This window comes from Zhihengliuella sp. ISTPL4 (genome assembly GCF_002848265.1).
In the GTDB taxonomy this organism is placed as follows: Bacteria; Actinomycetota; Actinomycetes; order Actinomycetales; family Microbacteriaceae; genus Microbacterium.
Genome location: NZ_CP025422.1, coordinates 2,791,197 through 2,813,618 on the forward strand (window position 1 = coordinate 2,791,197; position 22,422 = coordinate 2,813,618).

Below are 22,422 nucleotides of genomic sequence, written 5' to 3' on the forward strand. Positions count from 1 at the left end.
ACGTCTTCGGGGGTTCCCACACATGCAGCTTCTCTCGTCGCGCCGGTGGCGCGCCGCCGCGGCCACGGCGGCCGTCCTCGGTCTCGTCCTCACCGGATGCTCCTCGGAGGAGACCTTCAGCTATACGCCTCCCGCGCAGGTCGACGCCACCCTCCCGGACGAGACGGTGGCCGCGCTCCAGGGCGCGGTCGACAACGCCATCGCCGCCTCGGGCGCGAGCGGGGCGATCGTCGGCGTCTGGGTCCCGTGGAGCGGGACGTGGATCGCCGCGACCGGCACGCAGAGCAAGGCAGACGGTGGGGAGCTCTCCACCGACATGGCCTTCCGCGTCGGCGACGTGACCCGGCTCATGACGTGCGACGTCCTCTATGCGCTCGCCGACGAAGGAACGGTGGAGCTCGATGCGAAGGTGCCGGAGTACGTCTCCGGTGTCGCGGACATGGACGACATCACCCTGCTCGACCTCTGCAACGGGACCAGCGGCGCCGGCTCCTCGGAGGAGACGGTCAAGGGTGCCTGGCGGAACACCCCTGAGCGTGTGTGGGCCCCGCTCGAGCTCGCCGGATATGGGCTCGGTCGCGACCGTGTCGCTCCGCACACCACATTCCGCGACTCGGACGCCGGATACCTCCTCCTCGGACTGGCTCTCGAGCGCGCCTCAGGGATGAGCGCGCGCGAACTCTTCGCGGAGTACATCACCGAGCCCCTCGAACTCGCGGACACCTCTCTGCCGGCATCCCCGGCCGCGCCCGCATCGGACGGCCCCGTGCTCGACGGTCATTATCTGAACACGGTGGAGGGCGGCTTCGACTGCGCCGCTCCCGTCGACATCACCACGCTGTCCTCGAGCACCGGATTCACCGACTCCGGTGCCGTCTCGACGATCACCGATCTTGGACGCTACATCCAGGCGGAGGCGAAGCAGGTGCTGCGCACGAAGGACGATCCGGACCGGTTCGCCACCCCGCTCCCCGTCGCGGAGGGGGCGCCCTCCTGGTATCAGGCGACGGGCGGCGCGTACCTCGCCGGCTCGATGATCGGTCAGCACGGCTGGACTCCCGGCTATGCCACCGCGGCGTACTCCGACCCGACGACCGGGTTCGCCGTGGCGGCCGTGCTGAACGACTCCACGGCCGGGGCGATCTTCGCCCAGCAGCTCTCCTGGGAGCTCGCGGCCATCGCCTCCAAGGCGCCCGCCGCGTCCGGGGAGACGGCACCGGAGTTCGGTCTTCCCTTCACGGCTGAGCAGTATCACGCGGCGACCGCCGAGGCCGCTCTTCCCTGCGTGCCGCCGGCGGAGTGATCCCGCCCCGAGCGAACGAGGTCCGCATGGCGATCGTCGACAACGCGATCTATGTGGACGGTGTACGCACCGAGAACCCGCAGAGCCTGAGCGAGACGTTCGAGCGGATCCGTGAACGGCAGGGCATGGGATGGATCGGCCTCTACCGGCCGAGCGCGGAGGAGATCCGCGCCGTCGCGGACGAGTTCGGCATCCACGAGCTCGTCGTGGAAGACGCGCTGTCCGGTCACCAGCGCGCCAAGCTGGAGCGGTACGGCGATGTGCTGTTCATGGTGCTTCGTCCCGCCCGCTACCTCGACGAGCGCGAGGAGGTCGAGTTCGGCGAGGTGCATGTGCTGGTCGGGCCGGATTTCGTCGTGACGATCCGGCATGCCGAATCGCCGGACCTCGGCCGCGTGCGACGCCGGCTCGAGGGTGACCCCGCCCTGCTGGCCCACGGCCCGGAGGCCGTGCTGTACGCGATCCTGGACGAGGTCGTCGATGAGTACTCCCCGGTCCTCGCCGGGTTGGAGAACGACATCGACGAGATCGAGAGTCAGCTCTTCGAGGAGGACGTGGACGCGACGCAGCGCATCTACGACCTCGGTCGCGAGGTGATCGACTTCCAGCGGGCGACGCAACCGCTGGCGGGGATGCTCGAGGCGCTGCTGCGCGGTTCGGAGAAGTACCGCGTCAGCGAGGAGCTCCAGCGGTACCTGCGGGACGTCCTCGACCACACTCTGCGGGTGAGCGACAAGGCGACCACGTTCCGTTCCGTGCTCGACAACGCCCTCACGGTCGAATCGACCATCGTCGCGCGGCGCCAGAACGACGAGATGCGCCGGATGACGGAACTCAGCATCCGCCAGAACGACGAGGTGAAGAAGATCTCCGGCTGGGCGGCGATCCTCTTCGCCCCGACGCTCGTCGGCACCGTTTACGGCATGAACTTCGACCACATGCCCGAACTGCACTGGGCGCTCGGCTATCCCATGGCGGTGCTGCTCATGGTGGCGATGGGATTCGGGCTGTACGCGGTCTTCAAGCGCAAGGGCTGGCTGTAGCGGCGGACGGCGCCGGTCAGTCCTCGCCGTCCGCCTCCGGCATCCCCGGCCCGGGGCCAGGGCGCACCTCGGCGTCGTCGCGGATGTCGATGCGCGTGTTGCCGTCGTGCTCGGAGACCTCGACGCGCGGTGCGGCGTCGGCCTCCGTGGCATCGGGGGCGGACGTCAACTGGTCGCGCCGGTTCTCCTCGAACGTCTCGTCGGTGGTGTTGTCAGGCGTGCTCATGGCTCTCCTTCGGGTCAGCGGTCTTCGAGCGGTTGCGGGTCCACCGCGCGACAGCGTAGAGCACGCCGCCGACGGCGAGGAGGATGGCCCCGAAGAGCCACACCTGCGGGCGCTGCTGGGTCAGCAGCAGGATGCAGGAGGCGACGCCCAGGACGGGGACGAACGTCCACACGCGGAAGTGATCGTGCTCGACCTTGTCGCGGCGCAGGACCAGCACCGAGACGTTCACGGTGAGGAAGACGACGAGGAGCAGGAGCACGACGGTCTCGGCGAGGGTCGCGAGGTCGCCGACCAGCGTGAGGCCCATCGCGACGAGCGTCGTGGTGAGGATCGCGACCCACGGGGTCTTCCGCTTCGGCAGGACACGCCCGAGCACGGACGGCAGGAGGTTCTGCTCGGCCATGCCGTAGGTGAGGCGGCTGACCATGATCATCGTGAGCAGGGCGCCGTTGGCCACCGCGATGAGAGCGATCAGGCTGAACAGCCAGGACGGCACGCTGACACCGGTGGCCTCGACGACAGCGAGCAGCGGACCGCTCGATTCCTGCAGCTCGGATGCCGGCAGGGCGACCGCGCTGGCGATGCCGACCAGGACGTAGACGACACCGGCGGTCAGGAGGGCGCCGAACAGCGCACGGGGATACGTGCGGCGCGGGTCCTTGACCTCTTCGATCATGTTGGCGGAGGTCTCGAAGCCGACGAAGGAGTAGTACGCGATCACCGCGCCGGAGAGGACCGCGAGGGCGACGTTGGCGCCCTCGGGAACCTGGGTGGCCCGGGACATGTCGCCTCCGCCGCCGCCGACGAACACCGCGACGACGACGATCACGATCACGAGGCCGCTCAGCTCGATCGCCGTCATCACGAGGTTGGCGCCCATGGACTCGCGGATGCCGCGGGCATTCAGGAGGCCGACGATCGCGAGGAAGGCGATGGCGACCGGGATGGTCGGCAGGTCGATGAAGGTGCTGAGGTAGTCACCGGCGAAGGCGATGGCGAGACCGGCCGCGCTGGTCACGCCGGCCGCGAGCATGCTGAAACCGACGAGGAAGGAGACGAGCGGACTGCGGAACGCCCGCTCGGCGAAGACCGCGGCGCCGCCGGCGCGCGGGTACTTGGTGACGAGTTCGGCGTAGGAGCCCGCGGTCAGCATGGCCAACAGCAGGGCCAGGACGAGCGGCGCCCAGAGGAGGCCGCCCACGTCCTCGGAGAGGACGCCCATGAGCGCGTAGATGCCGGCACCGAGGACGTCTCCGAGGATGAAGGCGAACAGCAGGGGACCCGTGATCGCTCGCCGCAGTCGCGTGGGCGTCTCGGCGCGGGGCTCGGTCTGGGTGGTCATCCTTGCACGGTAGGGGCTGGCGCCCTGGCGGGCGACGGGCTTGACAGCGCCGGCACCGATGAGTCACCGCGGACCGAGGGCGCGGCGCTCGGCCACCCCTGCTCAGGGTCGGCGTCGACCGCGACGGCGCAGCGCTGCGGACACGACGGCGACGATCGTCCCGACGAGGACCCCGATGATCGTCTCCAGCACCCGATCGGTCAGCAGGTCGGCGACCGGGGTGGGCGCGGCCAGATGCACCATGAGCAGGGCGAGCGGGGTCACGAACACCATGGCGATGCCGTAGTTGCGGCCGATGAACAGCTCGGCCGCCCCCTGGAGGACCACCACGACGGCTATGACGGCGAGCGGCGGCAGGTCGAGGGCGAGGATCCCAGCGGCGACCAGCACGCCGAGGAGCGTGCCCACGAGGCGCTGGATGCCGCGGATCACGCGAGCGTTGAGCTGCGCGCCACTGACCGCTGCGACGGCGCCGACCGCCGCCCAGTACCAGTGGGTGCCGCCGAGGAGCAGCCCCACGACGCCCGCTCCGGCGATGGCGACGGCGACCGAGGCCGCCATCTCGGCGGCGACGGGCCCGACGGACGGACGGACCTTCGGCGCCGCCTCCGTCGTGCTCCGGGTGACGACCGCCACGAGTGCCGTGAGCGCGAGGCCGAAGAGCACGCTCGCCCCGCCGACGAGCAGAACGGCGCCGAAGGAAGCGCCGGTGGCGGGGATGGTCGCGCACGCCCCGGTCGCGAAGACCGTGAAGAGCGGACCGGGCGGGTGCCACTGCAAGACGTAGGCGAGCAGTGTCACGACTGCCGCGACGAGCGCGACGACGAGGATGCTCAGCACCGCGGGCGCGGCGAGCACCGAGAGCGCGGTCCCGATCAGCATCGCGAGCAGCAAGACGCCGCCGGCGCTCGCCTGCATGCGGATCCGGTCGCGGAAGACGTCGTGCCGGCCGTAGAGGGCGGCGAAGGCGCCGAAGCTCGCATAGATGCTGAGGTCGAGTCGGCCGACCGCCCACAGGACGAGCAGTGGGACGGCGACACTCACGGCGGCGCGCACGGCCACGCGGTGATCGCCGCGGTGCGGGCCGACGCGCAGGACTCCCGTCCACACCCGCCCCTGCGATTCCGTCACCGATCAAGCCTACGTCCGTCGCGCAGCGCCGATGTGCGAGGGTGGAGAGGATGACCACTCCGCCTCCGCCGCGCCGCACCCTTCTGGTCGGCTTCGGGAAACTCGGTGCCCGGCTCGCCCCGCTGCTCCTGGCCGACGAGGGCTCCGTTCTGGCCCTCCGTCGCAGTGACGGGCCTGCGCCGGACGGTGTGGGGGCGCTTTCCGCCGATCTCACCGTCCCGCTCCCGACTCCGTTGCCCGCGGTCGACGCGATGGTGGTGACGCTGCCGCCCGGGCCGGACGTGTCGTCCTATCGTGCGGCCCTCTCGCACCTCGCGGCAGCGCTTCCGGCGAAGCCCGAACGAACGGTGTTCGTCTCGTCCACCGGGGTGTTCGACGGGGTCGGCAGCGCGGAGCCCGTCACGGAGCGGGTCGAGCCGGCGCCCACCACCGACCGGGGGCGCGGACTGCGCGACGGGGAGCGTGCGGCCGTCGAGCTCTTCGATGCCGTGGTCGTGCGCCCCGCGGGCATCTACGGCCCGGGGCGGGAGTTCCTGCTTCGGAAGGTGCGGGAAGGTGCTCCGATCACGCACCGTCGCCGCACCAACCGGATCCACGAGACCGACCTCGTGCGCACCCTCGACCTGCTGCTGCGGATGCCGGGGGCTCCGGCGCTCGTGCACGCCGTCGACCAGGCGCCCGCCCCGCTCGGAGACGTCGTGACCTTCCTGGCCGACCGCCTCGGCCTGCCCGTGCCGGCGGACGACGGGGGTGCACCGAGCGGCTTCGTCTACGACGGGACGCTGCTGCATTCGGTCCTCGGCGATCTCGAGTACCCGACGTACGAGGACGGGTACGCGGAGATGATCGACCGAACGTAGGGCCGGCGCGGATACATCCCGCGGCGGAGGACGCTCCGACTTCCGGACGATGCCTCTGGTCCGGAGCCCGGCTTAGCGTCGAGAGCATGCTGTCCACGACCCTGTCTCGTCGCACCGTTCTGCCGCTCCTCGTCGCCCTCGGGCTCGCCGCTGTCCTGCTGCTGCTCCCGACGCCCGGGAGCGTGAGCATCGTCGGCACGCGGTGGCTCGCGGGCCTGGGCGCGGGGCTCCCGCGCGTCGAACTCGTCTCCGAGGGGGGTCTGGCCGCGCTCGCCGCCGCGACGGTGGCGACGATCCTCTTCGCCTGGTTCCGACGGCCGGAGCGTCGTCTCCCGGTCGCGGCCGGGGCGATCGGCGTTGTCGTCGCGTATGCCGCGAGTGAGGGGGCGAAACTCCTGTTCGCACAGCCGCGTCCGTGCGTACGGTGGCCGAGCGCCGGGGAGTGCCCGCCGGCGGGCGACTGGTCACTCCCCTCGAACCACGCGACCCTCGCGTTCGGCGCGGTCGTCGTGATCGCCGTCGCCCTCGGTCGGGTGTCGATGATCTGGGCAGCGCTCGCCCTCGCGGCACTCATCGCCGTGGGCCGGGTGCTGCAGGGAGTGCACTACGTTCACGACGTCGCGCTGGGCGCGGCTTTCGGTGTGGTCATCACGGGGGCCGTCGCGCTCGCCGCGGTGAGCGTCGCTGCACGTCGGGCACGTCGCGAGCCGGCGAGCTGAGGGCATTTCGGGCGTCCGCCGTCCGGCGTACCGTGGGCGCATGACGAATGCGCAGACGGCTGTCGAGGTCGTCGACTGGCGGCGGCGGGTCTTCGCCCTGTACGAAGCAGTGCGGCGGGCCGACTCCCCGGAAGAGGCGCACGAGCTGTGGCGGATCGAGCGGGACGAGCTGCTGCTGCGTCACCCGGCGACGCCGCTTCTTCCGGAGGACAGGGTGCTGTTCGAGGGGCTGCCCATCGCGCCGTACGACTCCGCCTGGCGGTTCGAGCTTCCGATCCTCGACAGCGATCCGGCGACCTTCGAGTTCGCGACCGGGACCGACGGCATCGTGCCGTTCGAGCGCGTCGGCGTGGTGGAGATCCCGGACGTCGGATCGCTCGACGTGTGGCGGCTCGCGTCCTACGGCGGCGGTCTGTTCGTGCCCGTGCGCGACGCCTCCGCCGGACAGCCGGGTGGCACGTACGGAGGAGGGCGGTACCTCGTCGACACGGTGAAGGGCGCCGACCTCGGTGTCGACCCGCGCCGCGGCACGATCGTGCTGGACTTCAACTTCGCATACAACCCGTCCTGTGCCTACGACCCGGCCTGGGCGTGCCCGCTCGCGCCGCCTGGGAACGTGCTGACGTTGCCGATCCCGGTGGGAGAGCTCCGATGAGACCGCTGCGGTACGCGATCAACGTGACGCTCGACGGCTGCTGCCATCACGAAGCCGGACTCCCGCCCGACGAGGAGTCGATGCGCTTCTGGACCGCGGAGCTGCAGCGCGCCGACGCCCTGCTCTACGGCCGGGTGACGTACGAGATGATGCGGTCCGCGTGGCGGCGTCCGGATTCCGGGGTCTGGCCGGACTGGATGGAGGAGTGGGAGACGCCGTTCGCCGAGACCATCGACCGGATGCCGAAACACGTGGTCTCGGCGACGCTCGACGCCGCCGACTGGAACGCGGACCTCGTCCGCGGCGACCTCGCCGAGGCGGTGCGGCGGCTGAAGGATGAGCCGGGGGCGGGCCTGTCGGTCGGTGGGGTGACCCTGCCCGCGACGCTCGCCGATCTCGGGCTGATCGACGAGTACGTGTTCGTGGTCCATCCGGTCGTCGCGGGGCACGGCCCTCGGCTCCTGGATGGCGTGCACGAGCGACTTCGGCTCGAGCTCGTGGAGCGGCGGGAGTTCCGCTCCGGTGCCGTCATGCAGCGGTACCGACCAGCGCCCTGAGCGCCGCGCACCGGAATCCCACCCTGGCTCGCCTGGTTCGGGATGTCATCTGGCGTCTGTTGTGAGCCCGGTGACGGCGACCACGACGTCCTCAATGCGGCGAAGGGACGCGATTCCCGCCAGAGCGGTCGTGGAAAGGACGTCTTCTTCCTGTGCGGGGAGGACGGTGACGTTGCGGGAGACGAGGGGGAGCGCCGACGCGCGCAGAGCAGCCGCGGTGTCGTCGATGAACGTGGGTAGACATCTGACCAGCTCGCCGCTCATGACGATGACCTCCGGATCCACGAGGTGGCACGTGTTGACGAGAACCCGCCCCAGGATCTCGGCTGCGCGCCGGGCAAGGGCGACGGCGGACTCGTCGCCCTGGGCGACGAGTCCGCAGTACTGCCTCCACTCGACGGTCGAGCCCGTACGGGTCCGATAGTCGCGAAGGAGCGCAGGGACGGACACGTATTGCATGAGGCAGCCCGCGTTCCCGCACGTGCATAGCGGGCCGTTCCAGTCGTATACGGTGTGCCCGATTTCTCCGGAACCTCCGCGGGCGCCGGTGCGAATCAGTCCGTCGACCACGTGCCCGGAGGTGACGCCGAAGCTGACGTCCACATAGAGGACGTCCCGATGGTTCGCCCCCGCTCCCCACAGTGATTCCGCGAGACCTTCGAGGCGTGCAGTGTTCTGGAGATGCACGCTCACTCCGAACCGCGTCTCGAGGTGCACCTTCGGATTGACGCCATACCAACGGCTCGATGCACGCTGAGCGTAGACGAGACCCGTCTGCGTGTCGATCTGCGTGTCGACAGCGAGATGAATGGCCCGCAGAAGCGTTCGCGGGTGCCCGACTTCCTCGAACAGGCGGTCGATGAGGTCGGCCCCGGCGTGCAACCGCTGCTCGGGCGACGCAGACGCGCTCGTCTGGAGTGTATGGGAAATTACCACTCTTCCATCAGCCCGCGACAACGTTACCGTGCAGGAGTCGACGAGGAAGACGAGAGAGACGAGGACGCCCAGCTGGACGGAGGTTCCGATATGCGTCTTGATAGCTCCCGGCTCATGAGCGGGTTCCTCGATCCAACCTTCTTCCAAGAGCGTGTTGGTCAGGTTGGAGACGGTGGCTCGCGAAACGTCCAGCACGCGAGCGAGGTCCGCCCGATAGGCGGGGCCGTCGATCATCAGAGATCGAAGCAGGCGCTGCGCGTTGGGTGTGACGCTCGTCATCGGGCTCCCTTCAGCCGACCTCCAGACTAGCGCGCCTGCAGACGTGTCGGCTCAGAATTCTGTTAATTTACTTGACACTATTGCGTACAGCGGTCATTCTGATTCGAGCTCACACACTCAACGCCGAGATCAACTATCGCCCGTCGCCGCCGTGAGCAGAGCGGGGCAGATTCCATCGGAGGGATCATGAAGGCACGCAGCGTACTGGCTGGCATCGCCAGTGCATCTGTACTTCTCACGTTGGCCGCTTGCAGCACGGACACCGACACCGACGCAGGCGAAAGCGCGGACGAGCCCGGGACCGTGAGGCTCTGGGTGATGGAAGGCTCGCTCTCTGACGAGAGCCGACAGTACCTCGAGGAGCAGTTCGCCGAGGAGAACCCGGGGAGCGAACTCAAGGTCGAGGTGCAGCAGTGGGACGGCATCGTCTCGAAGCTCCAGACGTCTCTCGCTTCGAAGAACGAGAGCCCCGATCTTGTTGAGATCGGAAACACTCAGACCGCGACGTTCACGTCGGTCGGAGCCTTCGCAGACGTCACCGACCTCAAGGACGAGCTCGGCGGCGACGACCTCATCCCGTCGTTCGTGGACGCGTCCACCATCGACGGCAAGATCTACGCATACCCCCTCTACGCCGGGGCGCGGGGTGTGTTCTATCGCACGGACCTGTTCGAGCGGGCCGGGATCAGCGTCCCGACGACCATCGAAGAGTTCGGCGACGCCGCCATTGCGCTGCAGGCGGCGAACCCTGAGGGCACCCCGAACTTCTCGGGCATGTATCTCGCGGCCGTGGACCCGCACGGTGTCGAGTCGTACCTCTTCCCGCAGGGTTTCGAGTACGCCGAGCAGGACGGCGATGAGTGGGTCGGGGCGGCCTCCACCGATGAGTCCCTTGAGGCACTCACGGCGCTGCAAGACCTTTTCCGGAACGGCACGACCTTCGCCCTGGACTCGCAGGCCGGGCAGAAGTCGTTCGAGCGGTACTTCAACGAGGGGTCCACGGGCATCCTCATCGGTACCGGAAACATCGGAACGAAGATCGATCCGGCGCTGTGGGATGCCGGCAAGGTCGGTGTCTTCGCGATCCCTTCTGACGAGCCGGGCGTCCCCGGTGCGACTTTCGCCGGAGGGTCGAACATCGCGGTGGCGACGAACTCTCCGCACCCGGAGCTGGCGACGAAAGCTCTCGAGCTGATCTTCAGTGAGGACTTCCAGACGCGGCTCGCTGAGGAGGGGTGGGTGCCCGGCAACACCGCGTACAGCGATGCGGTCGCCGGTCCGTTCGGCGAGATCGCGGGCGAGATCATCACGAACTCGAAGCTCACCCCGAACAGCCCGGAATGGGGCGTGGCCTTCGGGTCCACGCAGCTGAACGAGTTCTTCACCCGCATCGCGAAGGGTGAAGACGTCGCCGCTGTCGCCAAGTCCTTCGACGAGCAGGTCGACACCTCGCTGAACAAGTAAGACGGATCCACATCTCCTCATGACGCAGACGACACTCCGGCCCGCTCGTCGCACCGAGCGCACGGCGAAGACCGCACCCGCACCGATGAGCACACGGGTCCGTGGCGCTCGCGGACGCCTGACGCCCTGGATGCTCCTGGCACCCGCGACCGTCATGGTCGCAGTCGCCCTGGGCTACCCACTGGTGCGGCAAGCGATCATGTCCTTCCAGCACTTCGGCTTGGCGCAGCAGTTCGGCCAGCCCGCCGAGTGGGCCGGAGTGTCGAACTACGCCACCATCCTCACCGACCCGTACTTCTGGAGCGTGTTCCTGAAGTCCCTGGCGTTCTGTGCCTGGACGGCGGGTGTGACGATGCTGCTCGGAGTGGGCGTCGCGGTGCTCATGCTGCGACTGAACAACGTCATCCGGTCGTTCCTGAACACCGCCCTCATCATCGTGTGGGCGATGCCGGCCCTGGCTGCTCTGACGATCTGGCAGTGGCTGGTGGACCCCCGCTCCGGTCTGCTGAACTACGCGCTCACGAGCATCGGACTCAGCGGCTTCGAGAACTTCAATTGGCTGGGCGAGAACTTTTGGACGTTCTACCTCATCGCATCGGCCGTCATCATCTGGGCATCCCTGCCGCTGGTCTCCATCACGATATATGCGGCTCTTGCGCAGATGCCCACCGAGGTTCTCGAAGCATCCGAGATCGACGGTGCCACCGGGTTCCAGCAGATTCGACACATCATGCTTCCGATGGTGGCGCCCGTCATCTCCCTTATCGGAGTGCTCCAAGTGATCTGGGACCTTCGCGTGTTCACCCAGATCTACGTCCTCCAGCAATCCGGCGGTATCGCGAGCGAGACCAACCTGCTGGGCACATACATCTACCAGACCGGTATCGCTCAAGGCGACTACGGGGTGGCCTCCGCGCTCGCGATGGTCGTCCTCGCGCTCACCCTCGTGCTCACCGCCCGCTATCTACGAATGCTGTACCGCCAAGGAGGAATGTTCTGATGGCGCTTCACACCGCGGACGCATCGACGCGCGCCCTCACCACCTCCCCGAAGGCGAAGGCCACCGGCGCCGCCACTCGCTCGTGGCGACCGAAGAACCCGCTCGCGAACGTCACCGGTCTTCTCGTCGCGCTGTTGTGGCTGGTGCCGGTGTACTGGATGGTCAATTCGGCATTCCAGTCCGAGTCCGAGCTCATGTCCTGGCCGCCGCATCTGCTGCCCCAGGAGTTCACGTGGGGCAACTTCGTCTCGGCATTGACCAATCCCCATTTCGCTCCCGCGCTGGGATCCTCGCTTCTTGCAGCGTCCCTGACCGTCGTGTTCTCCACCATCGGAGCGCTGACTGCTGCCTACGCTCTGTCGCGTTTCCGCTTCCGCGGCCGCACCATCATGATCATCGCGATCCTCGTGGTGCAGATGATCCCCGCCGAAGCGCTTTTCATCTCGCAGTATCGAATGCTGGACGGATGGGGACTGTTGAACTCCGTTCTCGGGCTCTCGATCCTCTACATCGGAACCATCGTCCCCTTCGTCGCCTGGATGACGCGCGGTTTCGTCGACGGAGTTCCGATTGAGCTCGAGGAGGCCGCCATGGTCGACGGATGCTCTCGCTTCGGTGCGTTCCGGCGCGTGACCCTCCCTCTCCTCGCCCCCGGGTTGGTGTCCACGTCCGTCTTCAGTTTCCTCTTCGCGTGGAACGAGTACACCCTCGCGCTGATTGTCCTCTCCAAGGACTCGTCCGTGACCCTCCCGATCTGGATCCAGTCGTTCCAGCAGGGGCTCAAGGCGACCGACTGGGGCGGAGTGATGGCCGGCGCCACCCTCATCGCGGTCCCCGTCATCATCATCTTCATGGCCGTGCAGAACAAGATCTCCCAGGGGATGGTTGCGGGAGCGGTCAAGGGATGACTCTCGCTGATCTGCCCCCGGTCCTCGTCGGACCTGTCCGGGGGCGCGACTCGTCGTTCCCTTGGCGCGGGCTGATGATCGACTCTGCCCGCACTCGTTTCACCGTGCCGGTCATCCTGCGCGTCATCGAGCTCGCCGCGCGATACGGATTCAACCGACTCCACTGGCATCTGACGGACGACCAGGGCTGGCGCTTCGACGTTCCCGACTATCCTCTGCTGGCGGCAATCGGCGCCGACCTGCCGAGAGGCGCCTTCGACGACTACAACGCGCTTGCGGGGGAGACCCTGGAGCGGGCGAAAGCGGCTGCCGTCACGAGGTGGAGCAACGGGTTCTACTCCGATGAGGAGATCGCCACGGTCGTCGACTACGCCACCGCGCACGGTATCGAGGTCGTTCCTGAGGTTGACCTTCCCGGGCACATGTCCGCGGCAATCGCCGCGTACCCAGAGCTCGGACGCCCCGCACACCTTCCCCTGCCCCGTGGTTCGATGCGCGACCACATGTGGTGGCCCGCCCGCAACGATCTGTTGTGGCCGACGGCCGACGCCGAACGATTCGTCCGAGCAGTGCTCCGCAGGGTGGCCCAACTGTTCCCGGGGAAGCTCGTCCACATCGGCGGCGATGAGTGCGCGTACCGACAGTGGTCGTCCGACCCGGGATTGCCGGCAGCCCTGGCAAGCCGCGGGTTGGCGCGCGTCGAGGACCTGCAGGCATGGTTCATGGACGTCGCGTCCACGGAGCTGCGGCGCCACGGCAAGACCGTAGCTGTCTGGGACGAAGCCTGCGACATCTGGGACAAGGGGGACGCCGTCGTCATCGCATGGGACGAAGCCCGCGGAATGGAACGTGTGGGCCGCTCGTCCCTTCCCTACGTCTTCGCCGACGCGCGCACCCTCTACCTGAACCGGGTCGATCCGGAGGGCAGCGACCAGCAGAACGGGATGACGCCCGCCATCTCGGTCGACGACATCCTTCGTGCACCGTGGCCTGAGACAGCGGACCCGCGGTGCCTGGGAGTGCAGGCCTGCGTCTGGTCGGAGTTCGTGCTCGACGGGGCGGACCTGCTCGACATGTTCTTCCCCCGCCTGCTCGCGGTGTCCGAGCGGATCTGGAACCCCGACCTCGACGCCGACGATGCCGCCGCACGGGTGCGGCGCGAACACGACCTGCTATCAACCTCTGGTGCTCTCGATGCGCCCCAGCTGACCCCGACGATGTGGTGAGGAAACGATGAACAGAACGATCAGGGCGTCAATCGCGGTGTCCCTCGCAATCGCCTTCAGCGGGAGTGGTCTCACCGCTCCCGCGTCTGCTGCCGTGGCGGTCGCGGCCGAAAGTCAGGCCCCGGCCCGCACCGTCTTCAGCGACGACTTCGCCGCGGGCGACGGCGCCCACTGGAACGTGACCACGGCGAATGCCGCTTCCCAGGTGACCTACACCGGCGGGATGGTGAACGTGAAAGGAAGCGGGCCCGAAAACCGCATTCTCACCAAAGACGTCATCGCCGCCCGAGACTTCACCCTCAGCCTCGACCTCTTCATCCACGCCGGCAACACGAACAGCGCCATCAAGTTCGGCTTCTTCGCCACGGAAGGCGCCGCGTCCCGCTATCAGGTGACCTACGACGCCCCGAAGAGTCGCCTCGCGTTCGAACGGGTCGTGCAGGGGGCCACGACGCTCCTCGATGCGCCGGCAGCGGTGAGCCTCCCTGTCAACACCGGCGGAAACGCCCACCGCGTGGAGATCAGTGTGGACGGCGACCGCGTGCGGGCAAGCGTCGGTGGCCAGGTGCTCCTGGACACCGTCGACGCCGACATGGCCGACGCTGCCGCGGGCCGCATCGTCGTGGCCAGCCAGTTCCCCAACCAGGACTACAGCATCGACAACATCGTCGTCACCACCGACGAGACGGAAGCGGTGGGCGAATACACCGTGGATGTCGCAACCGAGACCAACGGTGTACGCGACTCCTCGACCGAGACAGCGGGCGGAACGCTCACGGCGAGCCGCTCATCAGGGAACGCCGGGGACGGTGTGACGCTGACGTTCGCCGCACGACCCGGGTACATCTTCGACGGCTACGTCTCCCTCCGTGCAGACACGATGACCAGCACGGACGGGCTCCTGACCATCAGCGACAACCGGTTCACCCTCGACGACAAGACCGGCAGCGTCGTCATCATCGCCACGTTCGTGACCGAGCCCGCCGACCCCAACCTGCTGTTCCGTGATGACTTCACCGGGGCCCTGAACGCCAACAACGACTACGACATCCAGGGCGAGGCTGCGGTGCGTGTCGAGGATGAGGCGTTGGTCCTCGCGCCCACCACCGGTACAGCGTCAGCCTTCGTGCATTCGAGCAGCTGGGCGAACCCGAAGGCCTACAGGATCGAGGCGGACATCCGAAAGGCCGACACCGTCGCCGGCACGGCCCAGATCGCGTTTCGCGGCGCCGGTATGGAGTCCCGCTACGTCTTGGCGCTCAACGGCTCGAAGGCGCTTCTGCGCCGGATCGATGCGGGTGCCAATGTGGAGCTCGCGAGCACAGGGTTCGTGTTCGACCAGACGACCCGGCGCGTGTCGATCGATGTGACCGACGACACCGTCTCGGTGACCGTGGACGGTTCCCCACTCCTGTCGTACGTGAACGTCGACAGTGCGAACGACACCGCCGAGTGGTCGGGACTCGGCGCGGGTGCGGGCGTCATCAACATGACGGCGGGCTCATCCATCGCCGTCGACAACCTGACGATTTTCCGGACTCCCGTGCAGGTCGAAGTGAGCGTGGAGATCTCGAAGGATGGGGTCGCAGACGCCGAGCGAACAGCCGGCGCGGTCGTCCTGTCCCGATACACCGCCTCTGCCGGAGACACGGTGACGTGGAACGCATATCCGAAGGGAGCGCATCTCCTCCAAGGCCTGTCCTGGCAGGGTGCCCCGGTCCCCGCGGAGGGCTTCACTATCCCGAAGGATGCGGCGGCGGACGTGGTCCTCACTGCGAACTTCACTTCAACAGCGCTCGCCCCGACGACGTATTACATCGACCCGGTGGGCGGAGCCGACAGCAACGCCGGAACCTCCGCTGACACCGCCTGGGCATCCTTCAGCGCCCTGAACAGAGCGTTCGGGCCCGGTGACCGCATCCTCCTCAAGCGAGGCAGCGTCTTCAGCGGAGACGACGCGGCACTCCGTTTCCAGGGCTCGGGTTCCGCGAACGCGCCCATCGAGGTCGGCGCGTACGGGGACGGCCCACGGCCGCGCCTCGACGGTGCCGGAGAGGTCGAGAACGTCATCTCCCTCTTCAACCAGGAGCATGTGAGCATCAGCGGGCTCGAGATCACCAACCTGCATCCCGGCCACGACAGCCGCTTCGGCCTGAACACGAGCACGAACCAGGAGAAGAACCTGCGCGCCGTGAACGTCTCCGCGCGTGACTTCGGTGTCGTCTCGGACATTTCCCTGACGGACCTGCACATCCACGACATCAACGGGAACCTGTCTTCCAAGTGGAACGGCGGCATCTTCTTCGACATCGGTGCAGCAATCGAAGGCGGGGAACTCCGCGGAGTGCCCACCAAGTTCGACGGGATCCTCATCGCCGACAACGTCATCGAACGCGTCGACCGTTCCGGGATCAAACTCGTGAGCTCCAGCTGGGCGAACCAGTCCGCACAGAACTCCCCGAACGTCCCGCTGTTCTGGTACCCGTCAACCGGTATCGTTCTCCGCGACAACCAGATCCGGTACACCGGTGGGGATGGCATCACCGTGCGCGATGCGGATGGTGCGCTCATCGAGTACAACCTCGTGCAGCACGCCCGGTACCAGAACACCGGCTACAACGCAGGTATCTGGCCCTTCCAAGCCACGAACACGGTCATCCAGTACAACGTGTCCCACACTCACGGTGTTCAGGATGGGCAGGGCCTGGACACCGACCACGTGTCGTCCTACTCGGTCATGCAGTACAACTACTCGCACGACAACGAGGGTGGGTTCATGCTGATCATGAACGGCTTCCCGCACACGGCACCGACGATCCGGTACAACATCAGCCAGAACGACGCGGACAAGACCTTCGAGTTCTCCCGCGGAACGGCCGCCGGGACGATGATCTACAACAACACCATCTTCTCGGACTCGCTCCTGCGCGGACCCCGTGGAGGCGTGCTGGATCTTGCCAACTCCGCAGCCGGAACCGGCAACCGCGAGGTCTTCATCTTCAACAACGTCTTCCACTACCCGGAAGGGCAGCCGTTCTACGTTGGTGAGGCAGCCACGATGCGTTCCCAGGTGCGTCTTTACAACAACGCGTATGCCGGTGGTATCACCGCACCCGCGGAGGAAGAACAGGCCGTGACAGGAGACCTCGGGCTCCCGGAGATCGGTGACGCACCCGCGAACATCGACATCTCCAGCCCGCGCACGGGCGCTAATGTGGGCACCAGCTTCGATGGGTACACACCGGCGGAGGACTCTGCCCTCCGGGGAGCCGGGGTCACCTTGGCCGAGCTGGTCGCCCACTACGACGGGACGGTGACCGATCGACGCGATCTCTCCCCGACGGAGATCCACGCGGTGGCGCGTCAAAACACCAGCATCGACATGGTGGCCGCGTGGAACCTTCCGGAGATCGGCGGCGTCACCTACGACACCGATTTCCGCGGCGCCGCGCTTCCTTCCGACACGGCGCGGGTCCTCGAGCCTGAGGGGATCACGGTGGGAGCGGTGCAGTTCGCCCCCGCTGAGTCGACGGGCGGTGGCACCTCAGATGGCGTCTCCTCAGAGGCAGGAGGAGAGGTGGCTCCGACGGGCGCCGCCCTATCCGCCGATTCGGCTGCCGCCGTCGCGGCTCTCGCTCAGACGGGATCGAACGCTCCGCTGATCCTGCTTGTCGGTGCCGCCCTGACGATCATCGTCGGGTGGCGTCTCCACGCACGCCGCTCGAGAACATGAAGGCACGGCAGGGCGTTATCGTCGCGCTCATCGGCGGAGCCCTGGTGTTCAGTGGTGGGTGCTCCGCGCAGCCGCCACTGAGCTCCTCGGGGTCCGCGGTGCACGCGATCTATGAGCGAGCCGGCGAGCCGGACGCCTCTCCGCAGCAGCAGCTCCACGACATCGTGGTCTTCGATTGGGCGGCGGAACTCGACCTGAGGGAGCCCGTCACCGTCGACGCTCTGCAGCAGCCGGAGTCGGGTCAGACCGGGCCGCGCGGACAATCCTCCTGGGAGGCGTACGAGCGCGAGGTGGACACCACCATCGAACTCGTCGTCTCGTCGATCCGTTCCGAGTTGGGTCACGACGACGTCCGGGAGTTCTACGAGCAGAACCTCGAGTCTTTCGCGCGTCAGGACGTGCTCGTCGTGCAGGTGACGGAATGGGAGGGCGGCCGCGCCCGGGCATCAACGGAGCTCCACATCGACGAGACGACGGTCCGTACCCTGCAGGAGAGTGATGACACCGTCGTGTCCTCGGCCCTCCTGCTGGAGGCCGGGGAGCAGGTGATGGTGACACGCCGCGACGGCACGACCGCGGAGATCCGATGTCTCTCGCGGACCGAGGCCGGTGTGGACCCCTTCGAGGATGTGACGCAGGCGGCCGCCGCGCAACTCGCTGACGAGTTGTTCCTCGCCGAGCTGACTCGCCGCATCGACGCGGCGCGCCCACGATGACCCCAAGGAATGGAGAGGCCAGCAGTGACTGCCCAGCAACGCCCCAACATCGTCCTCATCCTCACGGATGACCACGCATCGCACGCCATCGGCGCATACGGCTCTGTCGTCAACGCGACCCCTCGTATCGACGAGATCGCCGACAACGGGGTGCGGATCGATAACTGCTTCTGCACCAACGCGCTCTGCACCCCCAGCCGGGCGTCGATTCTCACGGGAACATACAGCCACATCAACGGCGTCACCACCCTGGAGACGCCCATCGACGCCAGCCAGCCGACATTCATCACACAGCTGCATGAAGCGGGGTATCGCACAGCCCTCGTCGGGAAATGGCACATGGGTGAGGGGCCCGGACATGACCCGGAGGGCTTCGACTACTGGGCGGTGCTCCGGGATCAGGGCGAGTACTTCAACCCGCAGATCCTGACCTCGGATGGAGTGGAGATCGTTGAGGGCTACGCCACCGACATCATCACGGATCTTTCCCTCCAATGGTTGGAGTCGTTGCCCGGTGACGAGCCGTGGTGCATCCTCATCCATCACAAGGCCCCGCATCGCCCCTGGGAACCGGATGAAAAGCACAAGGGGATGTTCACGAACCCGATCCCCGTCCCGGACACGTTCGACGACGACTACGCCACGCGCTCGTCGGCCGCCCACCGGGCCGCGATGCGCATCGCGGACCACCTGACCCTGACGGATCTCAAACAGAGCCCGCCGGAAGACCTCACCTACGAGCAGGCCGCACTCTGGAAGTACCAGCGATACATGGAGGACTACCTCGCCTGCGTGGCGTCCGTCGACGACAACGTCGGGCGGGTCATCGACTGGTTGCGCGACAACAACGTCTTGGACGACACGCTCATGATGTACACGTCCGACCAGGGCTTCTTCCTCGGCGACCACGGATGGTTCGACAAACGCTTCATGTACGACGAGTCGCTGCGTATGCCCCTGCTCGTCAGCTGCCCCTCTCGAATCAGCGACCACGGGCGCACCATCGAACAGATCGTCACGAATGTCGACTTCGCGCAGACCATTCTCGACGCTGCCGGCCTGGAGCCGCACCCGCGCATGCAGGGGGTGAGTTTCTGGCCGCAACTCACGGATACCCCGGACAAGCCCACCCGTGATGCGATGTACTACCGGTACTTCGAAAACGACGACGCGAACCACCATGCCCTCGCTCACTACGGCGTCCGCACGGAAACGCACAAATTGATCTACTTCTACAACGATGGGATGGGGTTGCCCGGTTCGTCGCCGTTCGTCTACCCGCCGGAGTGGGAGATGTACGACCTCGTGGAGGATCCGGAGGAGCTCCGCAACGTCTACCACGAGCCTGCATATCGGGACCAGCGGGAAGAGTTGAAGGCAGTCCTCTGGTCGCTGCAGGCCGAGCTGGGGGACACCCCGCATCCATCGCAGCCGATCCCCGAGCGGGTCAGTCGGTGACATGACCACTGCCGCTTCGCCTGGGGCGGCAATGGGGCCTGACCCCGCTGAGAGCCCTGCCGCACCCCCTCCGTCGCCACGGCTGGCGACACGGCCGGTGCGGCGGGAGAGTCGTGGGCTCGTGTTGCGCGCGATGCTGCGCCACGCCCCCGCTAGTCGCGCCGACGTCGCGCGGCTGACGGGGCTATCCCGGCCGACCGTGTCGGAGGTGGTGCGCGACCTGCTCGAGGAACACGTCATCGTCGAGGCTGACGCATCGAAAGGCGTAGGTCCGGGCCGACCCGGCACGCATCTCGCCTTCCACCCGTCCGGCGCTCAGGTCATCATCGTCGACCTGAGCGATCCACGGCACCTGGACGCGGCACTCTCCACCCCCGGCGGCAACGTACTGCACCGGCACCGTCGAGCCTGGGGCCACGGCGGCAGTCGTCCAGCCGACGTCATAGAGATGATTGGAGAGGTCGAAGGCCAGGCGGGTGGGAACCTCGTCGCTATCGTCATCGCGGCCTCAAGCCACGCGGAGGTCGTCGAAGAAGTCCGACGGGCTGTGCGCGTCCCCGTCCATGTCTTCGACCCCGCCGACCTCGCTGCCGACATCGAATACCTCCTCGGCGAGCGCGGCGGGGGAAGCCTGGTGCTCATACAAGCCGGCGCCGATGTCGCCGTCGCTGTGCGGGAGTGCGACGCTGCGGGCGTTCTCCTGGAACGGCCGGCAGGCGCGGGCCGGTTATCGTCCTCGACGTGGTCTTTGGAGGAGCTCGCCCCGTCGTTGGCAGTCCTCGCCACCGCTCTCGGGGTTCCGCAGGTCATCGTCAGCGGGGAGCATGCCCGGCGCCTGGCGGGCATGATGAGGAGTGCGGTGCGGAGCCCTCACGTGCGCGTGTCCGTCAGCGACCTCGACGACTCGGTCGCCCGTGCCGCGGCGTTGGCCGTCGCACTCCGACCGGAGCAGTAGCCAGGGTGACAAAAGGACGGACGCCAGCCTCTCCTTGGCGTGCCGCGCGTGGATGAGACGAGTTGCTAGCAAAGGCGGTGAGGGACTTCTCGCCGTGTGCTCGACGAGCTGAGGATATCGAGCGGGACAGAGCGACGCTGGGCGGGCGGTACCCACGACCTGCCTGCTCGATGTTCTGAAACCCCCGTCTGAAGTCGCTGCAGAACGTTTGGATGAGCTGTGGAAGTCACAAGGGGATGTCACTTCCAAAGCTGTTCCGAGGCGCCCGCCGAGGGGGAGTGGTTCGGCAGACGCCTCGTCAGCTCGTGGCGCCGTCATGCGCGGCCCCCGCTCGGAGGATCGCGCGCTTGATCTACAGGCGAGTGACGACAGGCGGCACCCAGGAGTCCTCGGTGATGCCCGGCTCGCCTCCATAGGCGCGCAGATACAGCGAGAAAGTTGCATCCGGGGCAGGGAGCCAGTTGCTCTCCAGCTCCGCGCCCGGCGATGCGTGCCCGACGTAGAGCGTCAGCGAGCCGTCTTCGGCGTAGGTGAGCGTCTTGTTCTTCGTGCCGAGCGAGTACCGTCGCACGTCGTTCGGGTAGAAGAAGTGGTCGTCGTCGTACATCGTCAACGACCAGAAACCGTCGACCGGGGGAAGATCGCCGGCCGCGAACGTCACGGAGTAGCTGGCGGACCCTGTGAGCTGCTGACCCTCAGAGTCGGTATCGGTGTAGAAATACTGGGTTTCGTTCGGCCGGTTCTCGAACATGTTCGACCGCGCTGTTGCGGCCCGGTTCAGGTAGTCCAATCCCCACTGGGAGTTGTGTACTGACCGGTTCCAGCCGTTGCCGGCATCCTTGCCGTTGTATCGCCATTTCATCGCGTTCGGCACGAAGGATTCGTCGGCGGCCTGGAACGCGGCGTCGATGCCGGCGCGGATTTCCGGGTCGCGGGCACCCGCCTCCAGCATCGCGGTGAACTGTGCGTACAGCGTTTCCTCGCCGGGCAGTGGGGTGGTCGTGCGGAGCACCTCGCCCAGCTGGTCGAAGAACGTCTCGGGGCGCACCCACTTCGTCTCGCCGCCACCGGCGCTAGGGCCCGCGTCGAACGACGGCACGTCGGCCCAATCTTTCGAGCGCATCTCACCGGTGAACTCGGTCAGCGGATAGACCATGACTTGGTTCACCACCGGTTGGATCGCGGCGCGATCCTCGTCGGTGTCGTCCATGAAAATGCGAGGGATCGCGTTGGCGAGCGCAGTGGGGCTGCGGAACACATCGGTGATGCCCCGAGGGACCTCGCCGGTCCACTCGGGACCAACCAGGAGGTAGTGACCTGGTGCGCTGTCATACAGCGAGCCCAGTTCGCCGAACTGGTCGGTGCGGGCGTCGTAGAACGCGTAGACGAAGAACCGGTCGCCGAAGTCGGGGACCTGCACCACCACGGGCTGCTCGTCGAGTGAGAAGAACCCCAACCCGTACACGACATCCTGGTTCGGGCAGGCGATGAATCGCTCCGCGGGTTCGATGTAGTCGTTCAGCATCGCGATCTGTCCGACAGGCGATGCGGGTAGGACCCCGCCCAGGCGACCTGGTTCGGGCGCTGCCCCCAGTCGGAGGCGACGGTTCATCATGTTCACCATCGGATAGCCCCACACGTAGGCGAACTGCGCGACGGTGGACAGGAAGGAGGGCTCGAATGCCGAAGTGCCGGTCGGCAGTGCCAGATTCTCTCGCTCCAGTTTGCCCACGGCCGTTCCTGCTTTCGGTTGCGGTCGGAATGCTCTCCCCGCGCGCGGAGAGGCACCGGTCTTGCCATTGACCATAGGTGTCCGTGGAGAGCACCGCGCGGGAGCGAGAGGAGATTCACCCGGGTGACTCCCCTCCGCCTCGGCAGCCGTAGAACGCGCGGGGGACGCGGTTTCTCGCC

Annotated in this window: 19 protein-coding genes; 14 read left to right on the forward strand and 5 right to left on the reverse strand. The window is 67.2% G+C overall.

Annotated features, from left to right (window positions below):
* The first annotated feature begins 22 nt into the window (after positions 1-22).
* Positions 23-1,303, forward strand: coding sequence for a serine hydrolase domain-containing protein (locus CYL12_RS13340; RefSeq protein WP_101848010.1), 1,281 nt, complete (start codon positions 23-25; stop codon positions 1,301-1,303).
* A gap of 26 nt (positions 1,304-1,329) precedes the next feature.
* The gene (gene corA, locus CYL12_RS13345; RefSeq protein ID WP_101848011.1) at positions 1,330-2,346 is read left to right on the forward strand and encodes a magnesium/cobalt transporter CorA; all 1,017 of its coding nucleotides are present in this window, start codon (positions 1,330-1,332) and stop codon (positions 2,344-2,346) included.
* A gap of 16 nt (positions 2,347-2,362) precedes the next feature.
* Here corA and CYL12_RS13350 read toward each other — a convergent pair whose 3' ends face one another.
* From CYL12_RS13350 to CYL12_RS13360, 3 genes are all read right to left on the reverse strand, one after another.
* Positions 2,363-2,572 carry a multidrug transporter gene (locus CYL12_RS13350; RefSeq protein WP_101848012.1) on the reverse strand — a complete coding sequence of 70 codons (210 nt, stop codon included), beginning with the start codon at positions 2,570-2,572 and terminating at the stop codon, positions 2,363-2,365.
* A complete protein-coding gene (locus CYL12_RS13355; protein ID WP_101848013.1) occupies positions 2,559-3,914 on the reverse strand; it encodes an APC family permease in 1,356 nt (451 codons plus the stop codon). The genes CYL12_RS13350 and CYL12_RS13355 overlap by 14 nt, the downstream gene beginning before the upstream one ends.
* 102 nt (positions 3,915-4,016) lie before the next feature.
* Entirely contained in the window at positions 4,017-5,045 is a 1,029-nt protein-coding gene (locus CYL12_RS13360; protein ID WP_199399131.1) for an FUSC family protein, read from the reverse strand.
* Between the two features lie 50 nt (positions 5,046-5,095).
* Between CYL12_RS13360 and CYL12_RS13365 the strand changes: the two genes are divergently transcribed.
* From CYL12_RS13365 to CYL12_RS13380, 4 genes are all read left to right on the forward strand, one after another.
* Positions 5,096-5,905, forward strand: a complete 810-nt coding sequence (locus CYL12_RS13365) for a Rossmann-fold NAD(P)-binding domain-containing protein (protein WP_101848015.1) — start codon at positions 5,096-5,098, stop codon at positions 5,903-5,905.
* Between the two features lie 86 nt (positions 5,906-5,991).
* Positions 5,992-6,624, forward strand: a complete 633-nt coding sequence (locus CYL12_RS13370) for a phosphatase PAP2 family protein (RefSeq protein WP_101848016.1) — start codon at positions 5,992-5,994, stop codon at positions 6,622-6,624.
* A gap of 40 nt (positions 6,625-6,664) precedes the next feature.
* Complete coding sequence (locus CYL12_RS13375; protein ID WP_101848017.1) at positions 6,665-7,279, forward strand: DUF1684 domain-containing protein; 615 nt, start codon at positions 6,665-6,667, stop codon at positions 7,277-7,279.
* Complete coding sequence (locus tag CYL12_RS13380; RefSeq protein ID WP_101848018.1) at positions 7,276-7,836, forward strand: dihydrofolate reductase family protein; 561 nt, start codon at positions 7,276-7,278, stop codon at positions 7,834-7,836. The genes CYL12_RS13375 and CYL12_RS13380 overlap by 4 nt, the downstream gene beginning before the upstream one ends.
* 45 nt (positions 7,837-7,881) lie before the next feature.
* Here CYL12_RS13380 and CYL12_RS13385 read toward each other — a convergent pair whose 3' ends face one another.
* Positions 7,882-9,051, reverse strand: a complete 1,170-nt coding sequence (locus CYL12_RS13385) for an ROK family protein (RefSeq protein WP_101848019.1) — start codon at positions 9,049-9,051, stop codon at positions 7,882-7,884.
* A 318-nt stretch (positions 9,052-9,369) separates the two neighbouring features.
* Here CYL12_RS13385 and CYL12_RS13390 point away from each other — a divergent pair, with 318 nt between their 5' ends.
* From CYL12_RS13390 to CYL12_RS17240, 8 genes are all read left to right on the forward strand, one after another.
* Positions 9,370-10,515: an extracellular solute-binding protein gene (locus CYL12_RS13390; RefSeq protein WP_158297189.1), complete on the forward strand. Its 1,146-nt coding sequence runs from the start codon at positions 9,370-9,372 to the stop codon at positions 10,513-10,515.
* A 19-nt stretch (positions 10,516-10,534) separates the two neighbouring features.
* Positions 10,535-11,515, forward strand: a complete 981-nt coding sequence (locus CYL12_RS13395) for a carbohydrate ABC transporter permease (RefSeq protein ID WP_233486749.1) — start codon at positions 10,535-10,537, stop codon at positions 11,513-11,515.
* Positions 11,515-12,423: a carbohydrate ABC transporter permease gene (locus tag CYL12_RS13400; RefSeq protein ID WP_101848021.1), complete on the forward strand. Its 909-nt coding sequence runs from the start codon at positions 11,515-11,517 to the stop codon at positions 12,421-12,423. Before CYL12_RS13395 ends, CYL12_RS13400 begins: the two co-directional genes overlap by 1 nt.
* Positions 12,420-13,649: a family 20 glycosylhydrolase gene (locus CYL12_RS13405; RefSeq protein WP_101848022.1), complete on the forward strand. Its 1,230-nt coding sequence runs from the start codon at positions 12,420-12,422 to the stop codon at positions 13,647-13,649. Before CYL12_RS13400 ends, CYL12_RS13405 begins: the two co-directional genes overlap by 4 nt.
* Positions 13,650-13,656: 7 nt before the next feature.
* The gene (locus CYL12_RS13410; RefSeq protein WP_101848023.1) at positions 13,657-17,382 is read left to right on the forward strand and encodes a right-handed parallel beta-helix repeat-containing protein; all 3,726 of its coding nucleotides are present in this window, start codon (positions 13,657-13,659) and stop codon (positions 17,380-17,382) included.
* Positions 17,349-18,098, forward strand: coding sequence for a hypothetical protein (locus CYL12_RS13415; protein ID WP_158297191.1), 750 nt, complete (start codon positions 17,349-17,351; stop codon positions 18,096-18,098). Before CYL12_RS13410 ends, CYL12_RS13415 begins: the two co-directional genes overlap by 34 nt.
* A gap of 24 nt (positions 18,099-18,122) precedes the next feature.
* On the forward strand, positions 18,123-19,556 hold the full coding sequence (locus CYL12_RS13420; RefSeq protein ID WP_233486750.1) for a sulfatase family protein: 1,434 nt from the start codon (positions 18,123-18,125) through the stop codon (positions 19,554-19,556).
* Between the two features lie 121 nt (positions 19,557-19,677).
* Positions 19,678-20,511, forward strand: a complete 834-nt coding sequence (locus tag CYL12_RS17240; protein ID WP_158297192.1) for a winged helix-turn-helix domain-containing protein — start codon at positions 19,678-19,680, stop codon at positions 20,509-20,511.
* A 352-nt stretch (positions 20,512-20,863) separates the two neighbouring features.
* Here the strand turns inward: CYL12_RS17240 and CYL12_RS13430 are convergent, their stop codons facing one another.
* Complete coding sequence (locus tag CYL12_RS13430) at positions 20,864-22,243, reverse strand: DUF1254 domain-containing protein (RefSeq protein ID WP_199399132.1); 1,380 nt, start codon at positions 22,241-22,243, stop codon at positions 20,864-20,866.
* Positions 22,244-22,422 lie beyond the last annotated feature (179 nt).

Excerpts from the sequence above, each read along its gene's own strand:
- CYL12_RS13340 (WP_101848010.1), top strand. The coding sequence starts at position 23 with ATGCAGCTTCTCTCGTCGCGCCGGTGGCGCGCCGCCGCGGCCACGGCG.
- corA (WP_101848011.1), top strand. The coding sequence starts at position 1,330 with ATGGCGATCGTCGACAACGCGATCTATGTGGACGGTGTACGCACCGAG.
- CYL12_RS13350 (WP_101848012.1), bottom strand. The coding sequence starts at position 2,572 with ATGAGCACGCCTGACAACACCACCGACGAGACGTTCGAGGAGAACCGG.
- CYL12_RS13355 (WP_101848013.1), bottom strand. The coding sequence starts at position 3,914 with ATGACCACCCAGACCGAGCCCCGCGCCGAGACGCCCACGCGACTGCGG.
- CYL12_RS13365 (WP_101848015.1), top strand. The coding sequence starts at position 5,096 with ATGACCACTCCGCCTCCGCCGCGCCGCACCCTTCTGGTCGGCTTCGGG.
- CYL12_RS13370 (WP_101848016.1), top strand. The coding sequence starts at position 5,992 with ATGCTGTCCACGACCCTGTCTCGTCGCACCGTTCTGCCGCTCCTCGTC.
- CYL12_RS13375 (WP_101848017.1), top strand. The coding sequence starts at position 6,665 with ATGACGAATGCGCAGACGGCTGTCGAGGTCGTCGACTGGCGGCGGCGG.
- CYL12_RS13380 (WP_101848018.1), top strand. The coding sequence starts at position 7,276 with ATGAGACCGCTGCGGTACGCGATCAACGTGACGCTCGACGGCTGCTGC.
- CYL12_RS13385 (WP_101848019.1), bottom strand. The coding sequence starts at position 9,051 with ATGACGAGCGTCACACCCAACGCGCAGCGCCTGCTTCGATCTCTGATG.
- CYL12_RS13390 (WP_158297189.1), top strand. The coding sequence starts at position 9,370 with ATGGAAGGCTCGCTCTCTGACGAGAGCCGACAGTACCTCGAGGAGCAG.
- CYL12_RS13395 (WP_233486749.1), top strand. The coding sequence starts at position 10,535 with ATGACGCAGACGACACTCCGGCCCGCTCGTCGCACCGAGCGCACGGCG.
- CYL12_RS13400 (WP_101848021.1), top strand. The coding sequence starts at position 11,515 with ATGGCGCTTCACACCGCGGACGCATCGACGCGCGCCCTCACCACCTCC.
- CYL12_RS13405 (WP_101848022.1), top strand. The coding sequence starts at position 12,420 with ATGACTCTCGCTGATCTGCCCCCGGTCCTCGTCGGACCTGTCCGGGGG.
- CYL12_RS13410 (WP_101848023.1), top strand. The coding sequence starts at position 13,657 with ATGAACAGAACGATCAGGGCGTCAATCGCGGTGTCCCTCGCAATCGCC.